This window comes from Owariibacterium komagatae (genome assembly GCF_045865535.1).
In the GTDB taxonomy this organism is placed as follows: domain Bacteria; phylum Bacillota; class Clostridia; order Oscillospirales; family Ruminococcaceae; genus Ruthenibacterium; species Ruthenibacterium komagatae.
In genome coordinates, this window is sequence record NZ_AP031406.1 from 3,479,656 (window position 1) to 3,499,685 (window position 20,030).

Below are 20,030 nucleotides of genomic sequence, written 5' to 3' on the forward strand. Positions count from 1 at the left end.
GGCGGCGCATTTTCTTTTTCAGGAAGGCGGGCGAGGCATGACAAAATATGAACTTTGGCAGAAGGCGAAAATGCTTCCCTTGCTGCCGGGCGTCTATATTATCCGCAATAAAGCGGGTGAGATCATCTATATTGGCAAAGCGAAACGATTGCGTACCCGTGTGTCGCAGTATTTTCGTGAAGGTGTACCTCATGACGCAAAAGTGACGAAAATGATTCACAATGCGTATGAGTTCGATGTGATTGTAACCCAGAGCGAATTTGAGGCGCTGGTTTTGGAGTGCAGCCAGATCAAGCAGCACAAACCCAAGTACAACATCCTTCTTAAAGATGACAAGGGGTATAGCTATGTCAAAGTGACAAAAGAAGCATATCCCCGCATTTCGGCTGTTTTGCAGAAAGAGGACGATGGCGCAGAATACATCGGTCCGTACACTTCCAGTTTCGCGGTGCGGGAAATGGTGGAAACCGCCAATAATGTATTTCGTCTGCCGCGCTGCAATAAAAAGTTTCCGCAAGATATCGGGAAAGGACGGCCGTGTCTGAACGCGCACATTGGGTTGTGTATGGCGGTTTGTTCCGGAAAAATCAGCCGGGAGATGTATGGAGAGGCGGTGGACGGTGCGCTCCACTTGATCCGGCACGGCCAGGGGGAGATTTTGAAGCTTCTGCGCCAGCGCATGGAAGAGGCGGCAGAGAAGCTGGACTTTGAGCGGGCGGCGATGCTCCGGGACCAGATCAATGCCATAGAGAAGGTCAGCCGTGGGCAGAAAGTGGTGCGCAGCAGTGTGGACGAGCAGGATGTGTTCGCACTTGCGGCCAGCGCAACCGCTGTGTGCGCTGCCATTCTCCGTTTTCGGGAAGGACGTTTGGTGGATAAGCGAGAGTTTTTGTTCCATGACACACAAGATGTGACTGCGGTACGCAATGAGCTTTTGCCGCGTTACTATTTAGAGGACAGCGAGTTCATTCCCAAGAGTATTGCAGTGGATCAACTGCCAGATGGATGGGAAGATCTTCGTCGTCTGCTGGAAGAAACCAGGGGGAGCAAAGTACAGCTGTATGTGCCGCGCCGGGGCGACACGGCTAAGCTGGTGGAGATGGCGCGCACCAACGCCTTTGAGCGCCTTGCACGGGAGAGCGGGCGCTATGCCCGGGAACAAAAGCTGCTGGATGAAACAGCGGCGCTGCTGGGACTGCGTCAGCCGCCCCAGGTGATCGAGAGCTACGATATCTCCAACTGGGGAGATGGGACCAGCGTGGCGGGAATGGTGGTGTTTGAGGGCGGAAAACCCAAAAAGGCAGGGTATCGCCGCTTTAAGATGCAGACGGTGTTTGTGAACGACGACTATGCGTCCATGGCAGAAACGCTTAGCCGACGGGCTTCGGAATATGAAAAAGGCGGTAGGGGACAGTTTGCGGTCAAACCGGATCTGATTCTTTTGGATGGCGGAAAGGGTCAGATCTCCGCTGTGCGAAAAGCGCTGGAAAATACGTCTTTGGCGGCGGTGCCTTTGTTCGGCATGGTCAAGGATGACCGCCACAGGACCCGGGGACTTATCACTCCAGACGGGGAAGAAATCCAGTTGTCCATGCATAAAAGTGTTTTTAGCTTTATTACGTCTATTCAGGACGAAACGCACCGCTGGGCCAACGATTATCGCAAACGTCTCCAAAAAGGACGCGCTTATGCTTCCACTTTGCAGAATGTGCCCGGAGTAGGACCTGCTACGGCAAAGGCCCTGCTGAGCCATTTTAAAACGGTGACGGCGGTTCGACAGGCGGAATATGAGGAGCTGTGCGCGGCAAAAGGCGTGTCCAAACGCGCTGCAAAGGCAGTGTACGATTACTTTCGCCAAACTTGACAAATGCCGCCATGCCCTCCATAATAAAATAACAGCAGAACAAACGAAAGAGTGAGGTGGATCGAATGCGTGTCATCGCGGGAAGCGCACGCGGCGTGAAGTTGTCTGCGCTGCCGGGCGAGGAGATCACTCGTCCCACCATTGACCGTGTCAAGGAAAGCATGTTTAGTTCTGTGCAGTTCCTTTTGGAAGGAGCGGAGGTACTGGACTTGTTTGCGGGCTCCGGGCAGCTGGGAATCGAAGCGCTCAGCCGGGGCGCCAAACGGTGTGTATTCATCGATTATGACAGAGGCGCCTGCGAAATCGTTCGTCAGAATCTTCGTGCGGCTGGCCTGGCCGGAAAAGCCAGTGTTTCCCAAACGCAGGCACAGCATTTCCTTTCCACGGCGCGGGAACCTTTTGATTTGATTCTGATGGATCCGCCTTACCATCAGGGGACGGTAGCTGCGCTGCTTCCGCTGGTGGCGCGCGTGGTGAAGCCGGGCGGTGTGGTTCTGGCTGAGACGGAATACGGTGCGCAGCTTCCGGAACGTTGCGGGTGCTTGGTGTGCAGAAAGCATTATAAGTACGGCAAGGTGGCGCTGGCGCGCTATGAATATGCGGATGAAGAGGAGCTTGCGGATGAAAATAGCGATTTGCCCCGGTAGTTTCGACCCAATCACAAAGGGCCATTTGAACATTATCGAACGCTCTGCAAGATTGTTTGATGCCGTAATTGTGCTGGTTCTGGTAAACCCGAACAAAAAACCGACGTTTTCAGCGGCAGAACGAGTGGATTTTATTCGGAAAGCCTGTGAGCATATTCCCAATGTCAAAGTGGATTCCTATCACGGTCTTTTGGCGGATTATGCATACCGGGTGGGCGCGTGTACCATCATCAAGGGCCTGCGCGCGGTGACGGATTTTGAGTATGAGTTCCAGCAGGCTCTGGTCAATAAGCAGCTGAACCCGGAGCTGGAGACGATGTTTGTCATTACCGACTCCAGTTACATGTACCTTTCGTCCAGCATGGTGCGGCAGGTAGCGGGTTTTGGCGGCGATGTGAGTGAGTTTTTGCCGGAATCTATTTGTGAAGAAATCGTAAAACGCCTCGCACAGGGGCAGGAAAAGGAGTAATGTATCATGTCAATCGATGAATTGCTGGATGTCATGGACGAAACGCTTGAAGATGCGCTCAATGTGCCGTTCAGCGGCGGCAAGCGCATGGTAGATGTGGAAAAGGTGCGCGAATTGATTGATGACATTCGCCTGAACATGCCGCAGGAAATTCAGCAGGCCAAAGCGGTTGTGAAAGATCGCACGCAAATTATAGACAAAGCGAAACGCGAAGCAGATATGATCATCAAACGTGCAGAAGAGCGAGCCCGCACTATGGTGGCCGAAGAAGCGATCATGAAGACGGCGCAGCAGAAGGCAACCGAGATGATTACAAGTGCGCAGAATCAGAGCAGAGAGATGCGTGCCACAGTGACCAATTATTGTGAGAATATGCTCCGGCAGACGGAGGAGCAGCTCTCCAGCAGTTTGAGCGATGTGCAGAATGTGCGCGCCACACTGCGCCAGTCCGGCAAACGCGGTGCAAAGCGCACTGCGCCGCAGCCCAAAAATACCAATCCGTAAGAAATCAGGCGCTCCGAACCATCGGGGGCGCTTTTTGCATAGATTAATTTGAAAAACTCCTCTTGACAATTTGTGTTTAATGATATAAAATATCATTAGCAAAAGAGAGGAGAATGGAGATGGAGAAACGGAACACCATCCAAAAGCAGCTGGTGCTGGATGCTGTGGCGCAACTGGCAGACCATCCCACGGCGGATGAGGTTTACGCTCACATCGCCCAGAAACATCCCACTGTCAGCAAGGCTACGGTATATCGAAATTTGAGCAGTCTGTCAGAGGATGGCGTGCTGCGCCATGTGCGTATGCCGGAAGGTGCAGACCGGTTTGATTATACGCTTACGCCGCATTTTCACATTGAATGCATCTGTTGTGGTGCGCTTTGTGATGTTTGTCTGGATGAAAACAAGGAAATCAGCCGCAAAGTGGAGCAAATGACCGGCTATTGCGATGTGCAGTATGATATTGTGTTTACAGGTGTGTGTCCAGCTTGCCAGAAGCATGAAACAGAGTAAAACACCGCATACTTTGTTTGAAAGGCGGTTGTCCGCCGTCAATTTATAATCAAAAAGAAGTAAAGGAGAGAAGTTTATCATGGAATTGAAAGGCTCGAAAACCGAACAGAATCTGCTGACCGCTTTTGCGGGTGAAAGCCAGGCGCGCAACAAATATACGTATTATGCTTCTAAAGCCAAAAAGGAAGGTTACAACCAGATTGCAGCGATTTTTGAAGAGACTGCAAACAATGAGAAAGAGCATGCAAAAATCTGGTTTAAACAGCTGCACAATGGGGAAATTCCCGATACGATGACCAATCTGGACGATGCGGCTGCCGGTGAAAATTATGAGTGGACCGACATGTATGCCGGCTTTGCGGCTACTGCGAAAGAAGAGGGCTTCACGCAGCTGGCGTACCTGTTTGAGGCAGTGGGCAAGATCGAGAAAGAGCATGAGGAGCGGTATCGCGCCTTGAAGGCGAACATCGAGCAGGGCAAGGTGTTTGCACGTGAGACAGAGCAGGTTTGGGTGTGCTCCAACTGCGGCCATGTTCATATTGGCACACACGCCCCGGAGAAATGCCCGGTCTGCGATCATCCTCAGGGATATTTCATTCTGCAGGCAAAGAATTATTAATTGCTTTAAAGCCCACGGATTGTTCCGTGGGCTTTTTTTGTGCGGTGGAATCCGTTATAATAAAACGTAGCAAAAACAGCGGAGGGAAGACAAAATGCTCCATTTAATTTTGGGACTGTCCGGCACAGGAAAGACCGGACGGGTCCTCGCATTGATGAAGGCGCAGGCACTTGCGGGAAAACACAGTATCCTGATTGTGCCCGAACAGTTTTCTTCCTCCGCGGAAACGATGGTGTACCGCGTTTTGGGCGACCGGCTGGGTGCACTGGTGGATGTGTACAGTTTTACCAGTCTGGCGGAATTCCTGCTGAAAACATTTGGCGGAGTCTGTATCCCCACGCTGACGGACGCGGCCCGTGCAGTGGCGGTGCGCCGCGCATTGGATACGATGGGCGATGAAGTGCAGAATTATCGCAGACACCGAAGAAATACCGGCTTCTGCAATTTGTGTGCCGAGGCGATCAAGGAGCTGAAGACGGCTGGGGCGCAGCCCGAAGATGTACTGCGCATAGCAGGTAAAAACGCAGATGGCGAAAAATTGCAGGAACTGGGCCTGCTGTTTGCTGCGTATGAGAAAATTATCGAGGGAAGCGCGATGGACCCGGCTGACCGGCTGACGGTTGCCGCACAGCGTATGGATCCGGATTTTTTGCAGAACACAGAAGTGTTTATCGATAACTTCGATGGGTTTACAGCACCACAGTACCGGCTGCTGGAAAAGCTGGTTCGTGCCGAGCGGTGTACCGTTGCTCTTTGCTGTGACGGCACGGCGGATAAAGAGGCTGGACTGGGATTGTTCAGCCCGGTAAAAATGACGGCCCAGCGCTTACGGCGCATTGCCGCGCGAGAAGGTGTGGCTGTGGCGGCTCCCAAAGTGTTGGAGGAAGATCTGCGCCATAAACAGGCACCGGGACTGCTGGCTGCGGCACAGGCACTGGCTCTGGGGGAAGCACAGGCGGTCAGCGCACAGCAGGTTTATTTGACACCGGCCCGCAGCATTTATGCTGAGTGCAAAGCAGTGGCCTGTCGGATTGCTTCGCTGGTGCGGCGAGATGGCTTGGCTTACAGCGATATCGCGGTGATTTGCCGTCTGCTTGATGATTACGATGCGCCCATTCGCTATGAGTTCGGACTGGCAGGAATTCCTTATTTTACAGACCGAACAGAGACCTTGGAACACACCGGTGTAGCTGCGTTTTTAAATGCGGCGCTGGAGTTATTGGCGCGGGGGATATCAACCGAGTCGTTGCTTCGCCTGTTGAAGACGGATCTGTGCGGCTATACGGCTCAACAGATTGCTGTTCTCGAAAATTATGCCTATACTTGGCGGTTAAAGGCGGCGGAGTGGCGTTCTCCTTTTACCAAAAATCCAGCTGGCTTTGGTGGGCAGATGTCACCGGAAGACCAGAAAACATTGGAAGAGGTGGAAGAAATCCGCGCATCCGTTGTGCCGCGCATTGAGACGTTTTTAAATACGGCTAAAGGCCAGACGGCGGCGGGAATTTCCCGGCAGCTTTATTTCCTTCTGACTTCTTTTGGTGCGGATGAACAAACGGTGAATCTTGCAAAATCGTTTTCCGAGGTTGGAGATCCGGTGCGAGAGCAGGCGGTGTATCGCACGTGGGATGAGGCGATGCAGCTTTTGGGACAGATGGAGCAGCTTTTGGGAGACGATGAGGTGACAGCTGCTGAATATGCGGATCTGTTCCTCCTTTTGGTGCGCAGTGCGGATTTGGGTCATGTGCCGGAAACACAGGATGCGGTTATGTTGACAACGGCAGACCGAATGCGGTTGGATAGTCCCAAAGTGTGCTTTGTGATGGGGGTGTCTGAGGGAAAGTTCCCAAAACTGGCAGGAGCCAGCGGGCTTCTGACACACGCAGACCGTGACCTTCTGGTGCAGGCTGGCGTTCAGATGCCGGGCGGGTATGAGAATCGAACGCTTTTAGAGCAAATGTTTTTTTATCGGGCGATAACAGCGCCCTCACAGCGGCTTTATATCAGTTATGTCGCGCCTGAGGGGGGAGGATCCCCCATGGCGTCGGCTCTGGCGCCGGTGGCGGCGCTGGAACCCCAGGCGGATCGCCTGTCACTTGAAGAATTGGCACCTACCTGCGCAGCTGCGCTGGATTTGTATGGCGAGCAGTATCGGGATGATACCGCTGAAACGGCCGCGCTGGCAGCCGCGCTGGCTGAACAGCCGCAGGCGGCGGAAAGTTTGTCTTCCATGGAAAATGCCGCGAATCCGATGCCGATGCGAGCGAGAGATACCGGTGCACTGGAAAAGGTGATCGGCCGGAATCTGCGGCTGTCACCCACACGAGTGGAACAATACTACCGGTGCCGCTTCAGCTATTTTTTGCAGTATGTTCTGAAAATCAGACCCCGCAAAAGAGCCGAGCTTTCTCCAATGGAGAGCGGCAGCCTCATCCATTATATTTTGGAGCAGGTCATGCGGCGGGCAGGCGAGGGCTTTGCGGACATGCCGCGGGATCAGCTGCTGCAGCTTGCGCAGCAGGTGGCTGAGGAGTATGTGAAGGAAAACATGCCGGAGGCTTCGGCCCGTTTTGCTTATCTGGTAGAAAGGCTGAAGAAGAGCGTGGGGCATTTGCTGTGTTATCTTCAGCAGGAACAGGCCCAGAGCTCTTTCCATCCGGTGGCGTTTGAGCAGGAAATCGGAGATGGCGAGGGGGCAATTCGGCCGCTGACATTGAAAACACCGGATGGACATACTGTGCAGGTGGTAGGACAGATCGACCGTGTGGATATCATGCGCCGGGAAGGCCGTCAGTATGTACGTGTAGTGGATTACAAAACAGGTTTCAAAAGCTTCAGTTTGGAAGACGTATACTGTGGGCTGAACACACAGATGCTTTTGTATCTGTTCACCTATTGTCGGAACGGAAAAGATTTGAGTGACCCGGTGGCATCAGGAGTGCTTTATCTGCTCAGCGATCCCGCTCCGGGAAGTATGCCGCGTGCGCAGGCGGCGAATCTGCCCTTGTATCAGGTGGATGGGCTGGTGCTGAACGATGAAGTCGTGCTGCGGGGGATGGATAAAGAGGCCAGCGGTTTGTTTGTGCCGGTCAGCTTTTTGAAAAACGGGACGCCCCGGTCCAGTTCCAAACTGGCACATCTGGAAAAGATCGGAAATATCCGACACTATGTAGAGCAGTTGGTGGTGGAGATGGCCAAAGGCCTGTATGAGGGAGATATTCGTGCGGTGCCTTTGCGCAATACAACACACTGCCCCTGTGATACCTGCGATTATCGGGCGGTTTGTCGTCATGAAGACGGTCGGGAAGAAGCCTATGTCAGCGCACCCAAGGGTGTGTTTGAAACACCTGTGGAAAAGGAGGAATCCTGATGGCGGAGACGCGAAAATGGACCAGTGCGCAGCGCCAGGCCATTGAGGATCGGGGCGGAACCCTGTTGGTCAGTGCCGCCGCGGGAAGCGGAAAAACAGCGGTGCTTGTGGAGCGGGCTGTGCGGTTGATTTGCGATGAAGAACATCCCGTTGCAGCGGACCGTCTGCTGATTGTAACCTTTACCCGCGCAGCAGCAGAGGAGCTGCGCGGTCGAATTGCGGAACGTTTAGCGCAGGAAGCTGCTGAAAATCCGGGCAGCGTTTGGCTGCGTCGGCAGCGCCTTCTGCTGGGGCGGGCCGACATCTGCACCATTGACGCATTTTGTATGCAGCTGCTGAAAACATATTTTGCTCAGCTGGATCTTCCGCCGGATTTTGGCCTGGCGGATGACGCCACCGCGTATTCCTTGCGCAACGATTCTCTGATGCAGACGCTGGAAGAGATGTATGAGGATCCGGATTTTCGTACGTTTGCAGACAGTTACGGCCGCGCGCGCAGCGACGCAGCGGCTGCCGATGCGGTGCTGAGATTGTACGATTTCCTAAGGACGCTGCCTCATCCGGAGCGTGCTCTGCGTGAATTGTGTGTGGATTACGAGGAAGAACGCCCACTGGAACAGACAAAATGGGGCGATTTCCTGCTTCGGAACGCTGAGGAAGCGGTTCATAATGCACAGGCGCTGCTGTGTTCTGCGCAAAAGATTGTGGACGAGGAACCGGCCTTGCTCAACTATGCTGCTGCACTGCAGTCCGATCAGGCTTTTTTTGAGGCGATGTCTTCGTGGCTGCAGAAAAGACGGTGGGACAGTGCGCTGCTTTGCGCGCAGGACTACACACCTCCGTCTCTGAAGGCGGTACGCGGCTACGACGGTGCCGATATGGAGGCGGTCAAAGCTCTGCGGGAAGAAGTGAAGAAAGTCCACAAAGAACTTAAAGAAAAAATCTTCCTTTGCACGCAGGCCGAGTTCGAAGAGGACCGGCAGTGCATTTTGCCGATGCTGCGAGCGCTGACGAAGGCAGTGCGCGGTTTTGAACAACGTTTTTTTTCGGCCAAGCTTGAACAAAAGGTGTTGGAATACAGCGACTTTGAACATCTTTCGCTTCGCCTTCTGTGTACGGAGGACGATCAGAAAACGGCAGTCGCGCGGGCGGTCAGCGCTCGTTTTGATGCGGTCATGGTGGACGAATACCAGGATACCAATGCGCTTCAGGCGCTTTTGTACCGGTGCCTGGCAAATGATGATGCTTCCAATTTGTTTTTCGTGGGAGACGTCAAGCAGAGTATTTATCGGTTTCGATTGGCAAGCCCTGAGATTTTTATTGCGCAGCGGGGAGCGTTTACACCTTATCGGGAGGGTGGCCCGCATCCTGCCACCATTACACTGGGGAACAATTTTCGCAGCGCCGGAAATGTGATCGACAGCGTGAATGATGTATTTACCTGTGTGATGAACCGTCAGGTGGGCGACGTGGAGTACAATGCCGATGAAATGCTGTACCGCGGAGTACCGGACGAATATGACGGTGGTCCTCTTGAGATCCGCATTGTGGATCAGGGCGCAAAAATGACGGATTTGGGAGATGCGTCCGCTGTGGCGCAGGCAGTGCGGCGTCTGGTGCAGGAAAAGTTCCCCGTGCGCGAAAAGAACGGCGGAACCAGACCTTGTCAGTATGGAGATATTTGCATTCTTCTTCGCAGTCGAACACGTTTTTCTTTGTATGAGCAAGCCTTGGAAGGACAGGGAATTCCGGTGGCGGCGGATGCGGGAGACAGCCCTTTGACGGCAAGCGAATCCGCTCCGCTGCTCTCGATGCTGCGCATTATTGATAATCCGGCGCAGGATGTACATGTGGCTGCGGTGTTGCTGAGCCCTATGTTCGGGTTTGATCCGGACGACCTGGTCCGCCTGCGGGCCGCGCACCCCAAAATGTGTTTGTATGGAGCACTGACACAGAGCAGAGATGAGAAATCAATGCATTTCTGCCGGTTGATGCGCCATCTGCGAACGCTGGCCGCAACAATGCCGGTATCGCAATTGTGCGACGAGATTCTGGCCCGAACGCATTATTTTGCGGCAGTGGGAGCTATGGAGAACGGCGCTGAACGCAGAGAGACGCTGCGCGCCTTTGTGGCGTGGGTTGGCTCTGTGGGAGCGGGCGGGCTTTCGGCAGTCATCCGTATGGCGGACAATGCCATTGAAAGCGGAGCTCTGCCTGCTGCCGGTATGGTTTCACTGCCCAAAGGATGCGTCTCCATTATGACGATCCATCGCTCCAAGGGACTGGAGTTTCCTGTGGTGATTCTGGCGGACGCTTCGCACCAATTCAATCTGCGGGACATTTCCAATCGTGTGCTGTTTCATCCGCAACTGGGCATCGGCATGACATTGCGCGCAGGAGAAGGTGGACTGTATGCCACTGCGCCGCACCGGGCCATCGGTATGGCTCTGCGCGCAGAGTCCGTCAGCGAAGAGATGCGCATTCTGTATGTGGCTCTGACGCGGGCAAGAGATAAACTGATCTTGACTGTGCCGGCCACCAAGCCGGAAAAAATGCTCTCGGAATTGGCAACGCAGATGGCGGGAGCAGGCGGCGCGTCTCCGTACTTTCTGAGCAAGGCGAACAGTTTTGCCCCGTGGATTTGCGCAGCGGCGCTGCTGCATCCTGACTGCGACGAGCTTCGTGCGCTGGCGGGCGGTGCTACACTGCCGCTGTACCGTGCACAGGGCAAAATGGATGCATCCGTGGAACCTCTGCCGGAGCAGGAACAGGCAGAGCGCGCGAGCGTGTTTGTACGCACGGCTGAACCGGACGGGGACCTGCTGGAAAAACTTCGACGGAATTTTGAAGCCTGTTATCCCCGCGCTGCGCTGAGTGAACTGCCTGCAAAACTGAGCGTGTCGGGCTTGGCGCACGGGGGCGAACAGCCTGTGCTGGCGCGTCCGTCTTTCCTTTATCGCGAAGGGATGACCGCGGCAGAGAAGGGAACAGCACTTCACAGTGTACTGCAGTTTGCGGACTTGAAGGCGGCGTGCGCCCATCTTAAGGAAGAGGTGGAGCGCCTTGTTTCGGAGAAATATATTGATGCGCACATTGCGGCACAGCTGGATGAAAAACGAATCGAGATGTTCTTCCATACAGATCTTGCCAAACGAATGCTTGCGGCAGAGAGACTGCTGCGGGAGTATGCCTTTTTGACAGCCGTGCCTGCGAAGTATGTTCAGCCGGAGATTGCTCCAGCATTTCAGAACCAGCCAGTATTGGTGCAGGGAATTGCGGATGCAGTTCTGATCAACGGTGATCGGGCAGAGATTGTGGATTACAAGACGGACCGTGGGAAGAGCAAGGAACAGTTTCGGGAAAGTTATGCACAGCAACTGCTGCTGTACAAGGCTGCGGTGGAAAAACGTCTTCCGGTAAAAGTAACGGCCTGCACCATCTATTCCTTTGATCTTGGGTGTGAGATCGATGTCCCTTTTGAGAAATAGGGAAAAGATTTTGAAAAAGCTCTTGACAGGTGTGGGTAAGCGCGGTATACTTTACCAGTAAACAAAGTAGCTCTGGCTTGGCAGCCAATGCTCACCTTGTGCGCCATCAGGTGCCGGGTTCATACAAAGACTTTTCTTTGGGAGAGTTCTTGTGTCTTTTTGTGCGGCTGCCGGTACCGGCAGCCGCACTTTATTGTTTCAAACAAAATTTTGGAGGTGTTTTACCATAGCCGGCAAAAAAGAACTGGAAATCAACGAAGGCATCCGTGACAAAGAGGTGCGCGTAATCGATGCGGACGGAACCCAGCTGGGCATCATGTCCGTGCGGGATGCACAGAAAAGAGCGGACGAAAAGAATTTGGACCTTGTGAAGATCGCGCCCCAGGCACAGCCTCCCGTGTGCAAAATTCTGGATTACGGGAAGTATCGCTTCGAACTGCAGAAGCGGGACAAAGAAGCAAAGAAAAATCAGAAGGTCGTAGACATCAAGGAGATTCGTCTGTCCCTCAATATCGACACGAACGACTTCAACACCAAGGTCAACCAGGCAGCCAAATTTTTGGCCAAGGGCGACAAGGTGAAAGTTTCCATCCGGTTCCGCGGCCGCGAAATGGCGCACACCAACCTTGGTCTGGACGTGCACAAACGTTTTGCCGAGGCTCTGCCGGGCGCTGTGGTGGAAAAACAGCCCAAGCTTGAGGGACGGAGCATGCAAATGTTCCTGGCCCCTGCCCCTTCCAAGCAAAATTAAGGAGGAACTGAAAAATGCCCAAGATCAAAACACATTCCGGTGCGAAAAAACGCTTTAAGCTGACGAAAAACGGCAAAGTGAAGCGCGGTAAGGCCTTCCGCAGCCACATTCTGACCAAAAAGAGCACCAAACTGAAACGCGGTTTCCGCAAAGCCGCTTACGCGGACAAGACGAACACAGCTGCCGTGAAACGCATGCTGCCCTACGCTTAAGCAATTAACATCAGAAAAACCGCTATTAAAGGAGATTTAAGAATATGGCTCGTATCAAAGGCGCTATGATGACGCGCAAAAGAAGAAAAAAGACCCTGAAACTTGCCAAAGGTTATTTCGGCAGCAAATCCAAACACTTTAAGATGGCCAAACAGCAGGTCATGAAGAGCGGTAACTACGCCTTCGCTGGCCGCAAAATGAAAAAACGTGAGTTCCGCAATCTGTGGATCACCCGTATCAACGCCGCCTGCCGTGCAGAGGGCATGAACTATTCTTCCTTCATGAACGGCCTGAAAAAAGCTGGCGTGGAGCTGAACCGCAAAATGCTGAGCGAGATGGCGATTCACGATCCGAAGAGCTTCTCCGCTCTGATCGAGACCGCGAAAAACGCTGTAAAATAAGAACTGCGACACGCCCGCGCACAAGTTGCACGGGCGTCGCTTTGTATTAGCGGGTGCCCGAAAAAAGGGCGGAAAAGGAGAATGCGCGCATGGAACTGCGGATTACAAGCCGTGAAAATGAAAAGGTGAAACAGCTTTGCAAACTGCGGGAGAGCGCCTCTTTTCGTCAGGCACAGAATTGCTTCCTTGCGGAAGGCGTGCGCCTTTGCAGGGATATTGCCGCCGTTTGGCCGCCGCTGGAAGTGTATCATACGGACAAGGTTTTGGAACAGCATCCGGAATTGCAGGACCTTCCGGGTCGTCATGTGATGATTTCACAGAGTGTGGCGGATAAAATCTCGGATACAAAGAACCCGCAGGGGATTTTCTGTGTGTTTGAACGTGCGCTGAAATCTCTTGACCAGGCTGTCTCCGCAGACCGGTGGCTGGTTCTGGAACATGTCCAGAACCCGGCTAATATCGGTGCGCTTTTGCGTAGTGCGGCTGCTTTTGGTTTCGAGGGAGCGATATTTTGCGCGGATTGTGCCGACCCGTACAGCCCCAAAGCCGTGCGGGCCAGTATGTCTGCTGTAGCGCGCCTGAAATTGCTGCGTGCAGATACGGTGGCGGAAACGGCTGCCTGGCTGAAAACCGAAGAAGTCCCTCTGGTGGCTGCTGCTTTGCGTCATTCTGTCCCGCTGGATGAGGCGGACGGGCTGCGGGGTGGCAAAATCGCATTGCTGATCGGCAATGAGGGAAACGGGTTGTCGGATGAGGCAGTGGAAGCGGCAGACTTGGCTGTGCGCATTCCCATGGCGCAGGGAGTTGAGTCGCTGAATGCTGCGGTTGCAGGCGGCGTTTTGTTGTGGCACTTCAGGGGTGTATAAAAGATGCAAGGGGTAGAATACTGGCTGTGGCTTGCCAATGCTCTCGGCCCGTGCGCTTCCAACTCGGCACGTGTACTGCGGGCTTTTCCCGCTCCGGAGAAGTTGGCGCTGGCACTTGGACAGCAGGAACTGAATGAATTGTTCACGCCGGCCCAGATGCGTGCTTTGAAAAGTACGCGGCCCCAGGAGCTTTTGAGCCGTATGGAACGCTGCCGGCAGCTGGGTGTTCAGATAGTCACGTGGGCAGATCCGGATTATCCGCCTCTTCTGCGGCAAATCGATTCTCCGCCGCCGGTGCTTTACTATCGGGGAGATTTAAGCGCGGCGTCCGCGCCGCTGGTACTTGGCATGATTGGCCCGCGCCGCCCGTCTGCCTATGGGGTAGAGGCAATGCAGTTTCTGGCGCAGGGGCTGGCTGGGTTTGGAGCTGTTCTTGTGTCCGGCATGGCAGAAGGGCTGGATGGCGAAGCACATCGTGCCTGCCTTCGGAAAGAGATGCCTACCATTGCCTGTCTGGGGTTCGGGCACCAGCATTGCTATCCTGCCCAGAATCATATGCTGAAGAAAATGATTGAAAAGTGCGGCCTGACGCTGAGCGAGTACCCGCCGGACAAAGAACCGTGCAAGGCATTTTTCCCTCAGAGAAACCGCTTGATTGCGGGCCTGAGCAGAGGCGTCTGTGTGGTGGAAGCGCGAGAGAACTCGGCAACGTCGAATACCGTTTCGCATGCATTGAGATACAACCGCGATGTGTTCAGTGTACCCGGCAGCATCTTCTCGCCTTTGTCGGCGGGAACAAATCGGTTGTTGACAGAAGGGGCGGTTCCCGTCACTTGCGCCAAAGATATTTTTCGATTTTATGGGTTGGAAAGTGCTGAGGAGGAAAAGCCTGCCCCTGCAGAAGAGCCGGAACTGTCGCCCGATGCACGCAAAATTCGCCGGTTGCTGAGCAGCCGACCGCAGACTTTGGCCTCCCTTTGCGAAAAGGCGGGCCTTGAGCCGCTGCGCGCTATGGCGGCGTTTACAGAGCTGGAGATCAAAGGCGTAGCTCAGCAGTTGGCTGGCCGTCAATTCATCCTGAAAGGATCCTGATACATGTCAAAACTAGTCATTGTGGAGTCTCCCGCAAAGGCGAAGACCATCCGCAAATACTTGGGGAATGGCTATGAAGTTACAGCTTCCATGGGCCATATTCGCGATTTACCCAAAAGTCAGCTTGGCATTGATGTAGAGCACGGTTATGCACCACAGTACATCAATATCAAGGGCAAAGAGAAAATTATTAAAGAACTGAAAACCATGGCCAAAAACAGCGACGAAGTGTTTCTGGCAACGGACCCGGACCGCGAGGGAGAAGCCATCAGTTGGCATTTGGCCAACTTGCTGGGCCTGGACACCCAGGCGCCGCAGCGCGTCACCTTTGGTGAAATCACCAAGAAAGGCGTTACGCAGGGAATGGCTGCGCCGCGCGCCATCGATATGGACTTGTTCAATGCACAGCAGGCTCGGAGAATTCTGGACCGTCTGGTGGGTTATAAACTTTCGCCCTTTTTGTGGCGCAAGGTTCGCCGGGGATTGTCTGCCGGACGCGTACAAAGTGTTGCTGTGCGGCTGATCGTGGATCGCGAAAAGGAAATCGAGGCGTTTCAGCCTGAGGAGTACTGGAATATTGACGCAGTGCTTTGCCCGCCTTCCAGCACCAAAAAATTTACGGCGCGGCTGTTCAGCACAGCGGCCGGCAAAAAGCTGGAAGTCAAAAATGCCGAGCAAAGTCAGGCAATTGTGCAGGCTCTGCAGGGCGCTGATTATACGGTCAGTTCCATCAGCCGTGGCAAGAGGAAAAAAACACCGGCACCTCCGTTCATTACGTCCACCATGCAGCAGGAAGCCAGTCGCCGGCTGGGCTTCACTGCCACCCGAACCATGCGGGCAGCGCAGATGCTGTATGAGGGCGTGGATGTTGCGGGTCAGGGAACCATGGGCCTGATCACTTATATGAGAACCGACAGCCTGCGCATCGCCGACGAAGCGGTGGCGGCGGCGAAGGATTTCATCACCGGAAGCTATGGCGAACAGTATGTATGTCCCTACAAGCGCACTTATAAGAGCCGCAGTGCTACTGCCGCCCAGGACGCGCACGAGGCAGTTCGTCCCACCAATCCGGCTTTGACGCCCGATGAGGTGGAAAAAAGCGTCACGGGCGACGCGGCAAAACTGTACCGCCTGATTTGGAGCCGCTTTATTGCCAGCCAGATGAGCGATTGCCAGCAGGATACCGTTTCCGCGGACATTGTGGCGGCGGATTATCTGTTCCGTGCTTCGGGATATGTGGTGACCTTCGACGGCTTTACGGCCCTGTATGAAGAGGCGACGGACGAAAAAGAGAAAAAAGAGACTGCTCTGCCGCCTCTGACTGAGGGAGACGTGCTGAAGCTGAAAGAATTGAAACCGGAGCAAAAGTTCACGCAGCCGCCTGCACGTTATACAGAGGCGACGCTGATCCGCGCACTGGAGGAAAACGGAATCGGGCGCCCGTCTACGTATGCTCCGATTATTACCACCATCATTGATCATGATTATGTGGAGCGGGAGCAGAAGAAGCTGGTGCCCACCAAACTGGGACGTGTAATCAATGATTTGATGATGGAGCAGTTCCCGGATATCATCGATGTCACGTTCTCGGCCAACATGGAAAAGAATCTGGACCAGATTGAAAACGGGAAAGCGGATTGGCACAAGACCATCGATGACTTTTATCAGGGCTTTGAAAAGAATCTGCTGCGCGCGGAAGAAGAGATGAAAGACAAGAAAGTCAAGGTGCCGGACGAAGAAACAGATGAAATCTGTGAACTGTGCGGACGCAAAATGGTCATCAAAAGCGGCAGATACGGAAAGTTTCTGGCGTGCCCGGGTTTCCCGGAATGCAAAAACACGAAGCGCCTGGTCAAAGATACCGGTGGCCAGTGCCCCAAATGCGGCAGCCGCGTGCTGATCCGTCATTCCAAGAAGGGGCGCGTCTATTATGGATGCGAGAAGAATCCCACCTGTGATTTCATGACCTGGAACGAGCCGACGGCGGAGAAATGCCCGCAATGCGGTTCGACACTGTTCAAAAAGGGCGGTAAAAACGGCGTTCTGCTGTGCGAAAAAGAGGGCTGCGGCTATTCACGTCCGGCTCAGGAAAAGAAAGGCTAAGGGCAATGCAGATTCGGATTTTGGGCGCGGGCCTCGCAGGCTGTGAGGCCGCGCTCTACCTTGCAAAAAATGGATTTGAGGTAGAGCTGTACGAGCAGAAACCTCATAATTTTTCTCCGGCGCATAAAAACAGCGGATTTGCGGAACTGGTTTGTTCCAATTCTTTGAAGGCGGACCGGCTGGATTCGGCTTCCGGTCTGCTGAAAGCGGAAATGAAGCTTTTGGGAGACTGCCTGCTGGAGGTAGCAGAACGCTGCCGTGTGGCGGCAGGCGGTGCGCTGGCAGTGGACCGCACCGAGTTCAGCCAGCAGGTGACAGAACTGGTGGAGAACACGCCGGGAATTACCATTCGGCGGGAAGAAGTTCGCTTTGTGGGGGAAACCCGCCCGGACACCATTACCATTGTGGCGACCGGACCGCTCACAGAGGGAGAGCTGGCCCAGGATATTGCACGGCTTACCGGTGGGCAGAAGCTGTCTTTTTACGATGCGGCGGCGCCGATTGTGACGGCAGAAAGCCTGAATATGGACCGCATTTTTGCAGCTTCCCGCTATGGCCGGGGCGAGGCCGACTATTTGAATTGTCCTTTTGACAAAGAGGGATATGAGGCTTTCCATGCGGCGCTGCAAAATGCTGAGCGTGCGCCGCTGCATGATTTTGACGGCGATTTGACGGTTTACGAAGGATGCATGCCGATCGAGGTCATGGCAGGGCGCGGAGCGGATACCATGCGCTACGGTCCGCTGCGGCCTGTGGGATTGACCGATCCTCGAACCGGTCATCGTCCGTGGGCGAATGTGCAGCTTAGAGCAGAGAACACTGAGCGCAGCATGTATAATTTGGTGGGCTTTCAGACCAATTTGAAGTTTGGAGAACAGCAGCGCGTTTTTCGCATGATTCCCGGCTTGGAGAATGCGGAGTTTGTGCGCTATGGCGTGATGCACCGAAATACGTTCCTGAACAGCCCGGTTCTGCTGGGGCCGGATTTGTCGCTTCGTTCTTATCCGAATGTCTTTTTTGCAGGGCAGATTACCGGATTCGAAGGTTACGTGGAAAGTATGGCCAGTGGTTTGTTGGCGGCTCGTGCCGTGCAGGCGCGCCTGTTGGGAAAAAGGACACCGGTCTATCCGGATGAGACCATGTGCGGTTCGCTGTTGCGCTACATCGCCACGCCGACGCGGGATTTCCAGCCCATGGGTGCAAACATGGGAATTCTGCCTTCGCTGGAAGAACGGGTGCGCGATAAACGCAAACGTTATGAAATGCTTGCGCAGCGTGCGGTGAACGCGCTGCAGGAGAGCCTTGTCTGCGAGTAAACAGGAAAGAAGAAGAATGGCGGCGCCTCGCGGTGGAGAATCGCCCGGCGGGACGTCACCATTTTTCTTCGTTCCGTCTTCTGTGTTTTGAAAAGAAAGGAGACGCATTTTTATGAAGATCATTATTGATGCAATGGGCGGCGATCATGCTCCCGCAGAAATCCTGAAAGGTGCGGCACAGGCCGTAAAGGAATATCATGTCAGCATCGTCGCTGTGGGTAATGCGGAGAAAATTGCCCAGGCTGTGAAGGAGCACTCCATTGATATGGATCAAATCACGATCGTGAATGCCAGTGAGGAGATTTCCATGTGCGACGAGCCCACAGCCGCCATTCGCCATAAAAAAGACTCTTCTATGGTGGTGGGCATGCGTATGCTGGCAGCCGGTGAGGGCGATGCCTTTGTGTCTGCAGGCTCTACAGGCGCTCTGCTGGCGGGCGCTACGCTGATTGTAAAGCGCCTGAAGGGCGTGAAACGTCCGGCCATCGGTACGGTAATTCCGGGGGCGAATCATCCGTTCCTGCTGCTGGATTCCGGCGCCAACGTAGAGTGTCGGCCGGAAATGCTGGATGCCTTTGCCACCATGGGCACGGTTTATATGGAAAAGGTGCTGGGAGTAAAGCAGCCTAAGGTAGCGCTGGTGAATAACGGTGCGGAAGAAACCAAAGGTACGCCGACCTATGTGACGGCGCACGCGCTGCTCAAGCAGAATTCCAATATTCAATTTGTCGGCAATGTAGAGCCCAAGGACATTCCGCAGGGAGATGTGGATGTGGTGGTCTGCGACGGCTTTACAGGAAATGTAATTTTAAAACTGACCGAAGGTCTGGCAAAAATGCTGGTGGGACAGATCAAAGGCGTATTTTTGAAAAACGCGCTGACGAAGCTGGCGTTCCTGTTTGTCAAAGACGGCATGAAAGATTTTAAAAAGAAGCTGGACGCCGACGAGTACGGCGGTGCGCTGATGATGGGGGTGCAGCATCCGGTCATCAAAGCCCATGGCTCGTCCAATGCAAAGGCGTTTAAAAATGCCATCCGGCAGGCAAAAGCGTGCGTGGAAGGCAATGTGGTGAACACCATGGCCGAGAAGCTGGCACTGACTGTGCCCGACGGGACGGAGGGCTGAGTATGCAGGATTTGAAAGCACTGGAACAGGTGCTCGGGCATACGTTCAAAGACCCGTATCTGCTTCAGACAGCGCTGACGCACACTTCTTTTGCCAACGAAGCGCGCCACGGAACAAAGCACAACGAAAGACTGGAATTCCTGGGAGACTCTGTTCTATCGATTGTAGTGGCGGATTATCTGTTTACGCATAAAGATATGCCCGAGGGAGAACTGACCCGCATGCGCGCCAGTTTGGTGTGTGAAAATGCTTTGTTCGGTTTTGCACAGCAAATTGACCTGGGCAGCTATCTGCGTCTGGGAAAAGGGGAAGAAATGGGCGGCGGTCGCCATCGCCCCAGTGTGGTTTCCGATGCATTTGAGGCTGTGATTGCTGCGCTGTACCTGGACGGCGGGATTGAGACGGCGAGACGTTTTATCCTGCCTTTTGTCACCCGCACGCTGACCGATGCTGCGGCGGAAGAAGACTATAAAACGCGTCTGCAGGAAATTGTGCAGCAGAACCCGGAGGAACGGCTGCGCTATGTGGTGGCGCGTGAATCCGGTCCGGATCACGACAAACACTTCGAAGTGGATGTCTATTTGAATTCCAACGCGGTGGGACACGGCGAAGGACATTCGAAAAAACAGGCGGAACAGGCCGCGGCCAAAGAAGCACTTGCTTTGATGGGTTATTGAACCACACTTTGTTCCG

General features: G+C 54.1%; 17 protein-coding genes. All 17 read left to right on the plus strand.

The genetic code is table 11. From position 1 onward, the window contains the following. Positions 1-37 precede the first annotated feature (37 nt). The 17 genes from uvrC (at position 38) to rnc (ending at position 20,014) form a co-directional block, all read left to right on the plus strand. A complete protein-coding gene (gene uvrC, locus ACKTS9_RS17385; protein WP_407881923.1) occupies positions 38-1,864 on the plus strand; it encodes an excinuclease ABC subunit UvrC in 1,827 nt (608 codons plus the stop codon). Between the two features lie 56 nt (positions 1,865-1,920). Further along, the gene (rsmD, locus tag ACKTS9_RS17390) at positions 1,921-2,511 is read left to right on the plus strand and encodes a 16S rRNA (guanine(966)-N(2))-methyltransferase RsmD (RefSeq protein ID WP_407881925.1); all 591 of its coding nucleotides are present in this window, start codon (positions 1,921-1,923) and stop codon (positions 2,509-2,511) included. After that, positions 2,486-2,980 (plus strand): pantetheine-phosphate adenylyltransferase, encoded by a 495-nt coding sequence (coaD, locus tag ACKTS9_RS17395; RefSeq protein ID WP_407881927.1) that lies wholly within the window; start codon positions 2,486-2,488, stop codon positions 2,978-2,980. Before rsmD ends, coaD begins: the two co-directional genes overlap by 26 nt. A 6-nt stretch (positions 2,981-2,986) precedes the next feature. Further along, a complete protein-coding gene (locus tag ACKTS9_RS17400; protein ID WP_349215274.1) occupies positions 2,987-3,484 on the plus strand; it encodes an ATPase in 498 nt (165 codons plus the stop codon). A 119-nt stretch (positions 3,485-3,603) separates the two neighbouring features. Beyond that, the gene (locus ACKTS9_RS17405) at positions 3,604-3,996 is read left to right on the plus strand and encodes a Fur family transcriptional regulator (protein ID WP_407881930.1); all 393 of its coding nucleotides are present in this window, start codon (positions 3,604-3,606) and stop codon (positions 3,994-3,996) included. A 79-nt stretch (positions 3,997-4,075) separates the two neighbouring features. Continuing rightward, a complete protein-coding gene (gene rbr, locus ACKTS9_RS17410; RefSeq protein ID WP_349215276.1) occupies positions 4,076-4,615 on the plus strand; it encodes a rubrerythrin in 540 nt (179 codons plus the stop codon). A gap of 94 nt (positions 4,616-4,709) precedes the next feature. Beyond that, positions 4,710-7,982, plus strand: a complete 3,273-nt coding sequence (locus ACKTS9_RS17415) for a PD-(D/E)XK nuclease family protein (protein WP_407881933.1) — start codon at positions 4,710-4,712, stop codon at positions 7,980-7,982. Then, the gene (locus ACKTS9_RS17420; RefSeq protein ID WP_407881935.1) at positions 7,982-11,470 is read left to right on the plus strand and encodes a UvrD-helicase domain-containing protein; all 3,489 of its coding nucleotides are present in this window, start codon (positions 7,982-7,984) and stop codon (positions 11,468-11,470) included. The genes ACKTS9_RS17415 and ACKTS9_RS17420 overlap by 1 nt, the downstream gene beginning before the upstream one ends. Positions 11,471-11,696: 226 nt before the next feature. Next, a complete protein-coding gene (gene infC / locus ACKTS9_RS17425; protein WP_407882154.1) occupies positions 11,697-12,221 on the plus strand; it encodes a translation initiation factor IF-3 in 525 nt (174 codons plus the stop codon). A gap of 14 nt (positions 12,222-12,235) precedes the next feature. After that, positions 12,236-12,433, plus strand: coding sequence for a 50S ribosomal protein L35 (rpmI, locus tag ACKTS9_RS17430; protein ID WP_349216147.1), 198 nt, complete (start codon positions 12,236-12,238; stop codon positions 12,431-12,433). A 44-nt stretch (positions 12,434-12,477) separates the two neighbouring features. Further along, on the plus strand, positions 12,478-12,834 hold the full coding sequence (gene rplT, locus ACKTS9_RS17435) for a 50S ribosomal protein L20 (RefSeq protein ID WP_349216146.1): 357 nt from the start codon (positions 12,478-12,480) through the stop codon (positions 12,832-12,834). A gap of 89 nt (positions 12,835-12,923) precedes the next feature. Further along, positions 12,924-13,700, plus strand: coding sequence for a TrmH family RNA methyltransferase (locus tag ACKTS9_RS17440; protein WP_349216145.1), 777 nt, complete (start codon positions 12,924-12,926; stop codon positions 13,698-13,700). A gap of 3 nt (positions 13,701-13,703) precedes the next feature. Further along, positions 13,704-14,792, plus strand: coding sequence for a DNA-processing protein DprA (gene dprA, locus ACKTS9_RS17445; protein WP_349216144.1), 1,089 nt, complete (start codon positions 13,704-13,706; stop codon positions 14,790-14,792). Positions 14,793-14,795: 3 nt separating this feature from the next. Next, entirely contained in the window at positions 14,796-16,895 is a 2,100-nt protein-coding gene (topA, locus tag ACKTS9_RS17450) for a type I DNA topoisomerase (RefSeq protein WP_349216143.1), read from the plus strand. 5 nt (positions 16,896-16,900) lie between these two features. Beyond that, the gene (gene trmFO / locus ACKTS9_RS17455) at positions 16,901-18,211 is read left to right on the plus strand and encodes a methylenetetrahydrofolate--tRNA-(uracil(54)-C(5))-methyltransferase (FADH(2)-oxidizing) TrmFO (protein WP_349216142.1); all 1,311 of its coding nucleotides are present in this window, start codon (positions 16,901-16,903) and stop codon (positions 18,209-18,211) included. Between the two features lie 112 nt (positions 18,212-18,323). Further along, positions 18,324-19,337, plus strand: a complete 1,014-nt coding sequence (gene plsX / locus ACKTS9_RS17460; protein ID WP_349216141.1) for a phosphate acyltransferase PlsX — start codon at positions 18,324-18,326, stop codon at positions 19,335-19,337. A gap of 2 nt (positions 19,338-19,339) precedes the next feature. Further along, positions 19,340-20,014, plus strand: coding sequence for a ribonuclease III (gene rnc, locus ACKTS9_RS17465; RefSeq protein ID WP_349216140.1), 675 nt, complete (start codon positions 19,340-19,342; stop codon positions 20,012-20,014). Positions 20,015-20,030 lie beyond the last annotated feature (16 nt).

Coding starts and splice junctions, on each gene's coding strand:
- uvrC (WP_407881923.1), top strand. CDS start 38: ATGACAAAATATGAACTTTGGCAGAAGGCGAAAATGCTTCCCTTGCTG.
- coaD (WP_407881927.1), top strand. CDS start 2,486: ATGAAAATAGCGATTTGCCCCGGTAGTTTCGACCCAATCACAAAGGGC.
- ACKTS9_RS17400 (WP_349215274.1), top strand. CDS start 2,987: ATGTCAATCGATGAATTGCTGGATGTCATGGACGAAACGCTTGAAGAT.
- ACKTS9_RS17405 (WP_407881930.1), top strand. CDS start 3,604: ATGGAGAAACGGAACACCATCCAAAAGCAGCTGGTGCTGGATGCTGTG.
- rbr (WP_349215276.1), top strand. CDS start 4,076: ATGGAATTGAAAGGCTCGAAAACCGAACAGAATCTGCTGACCGCTTTT.
- ACKTS9_RS17415 (WP_407881933.1), top strand. CDS start 4,710: ATGCTCCATTTAATTTTGGGACTGTCCGGCACAGGAAAGACCGGACGG.
- ACKTS9_RS17420 (WP_407881935.1), top strand. CDS start 7,982: ATGGCGGAGACGCGAAAATGGACCAGTGCGCAGCGCCAGGCCATTGAG.
- rpmI (WP_349216147.1), top strand. CDS start 12,236: ATGCCCAAGATCAAAACACATTCCGGTGCGAAAAAACGCTTTAAGCTG.
- rplT (WP_349216146.1), top strand. CDS start 12,478: ATGGCTCGTATCAAAGGCGCTATGATGACGCGCAAAAGAAGAAAAAAG.
- ACKTS9_RS17440 (WP_349216145.1), top strand. CDS start 12,924: ATGGAACTGCGGATTACAAGCCGTGAAAATGAAAAGGTGAAACAGCTT.
- dprA (WP_349216144.1), top strand. CDS start 13,704: ATGCAAGGGGTAGAATACTGGCTGTGGCTTGCCAATGCTCTCGGCCCG.
- topA (WP_349216143.1), top strand. CDS start 14,796: ATGTCAAAACTAGTCATTGTGGAGTCTCCCGCAAAGGCGAAGACCATC.
- trmFO (WP_349216142.1), top strand. CDS start 16,901: ATGCAGATTCGGATTTTGGGCGCGGGCCTCGCAGGCTGTGAGGCCGCG.
- plsX (WP_349216141.1), top strand. CDS start 18,324: ATGAAGATCATTATTGATGCAATGGGCGGCGATCATGCTCCCGCAGAA.
- rnc (WP_349216140.1), top strand. CDS start 19,340: ATGCAGGATTTGAAAGCACTGGAACAGGTGCTCGGGCATACGTTCAAA.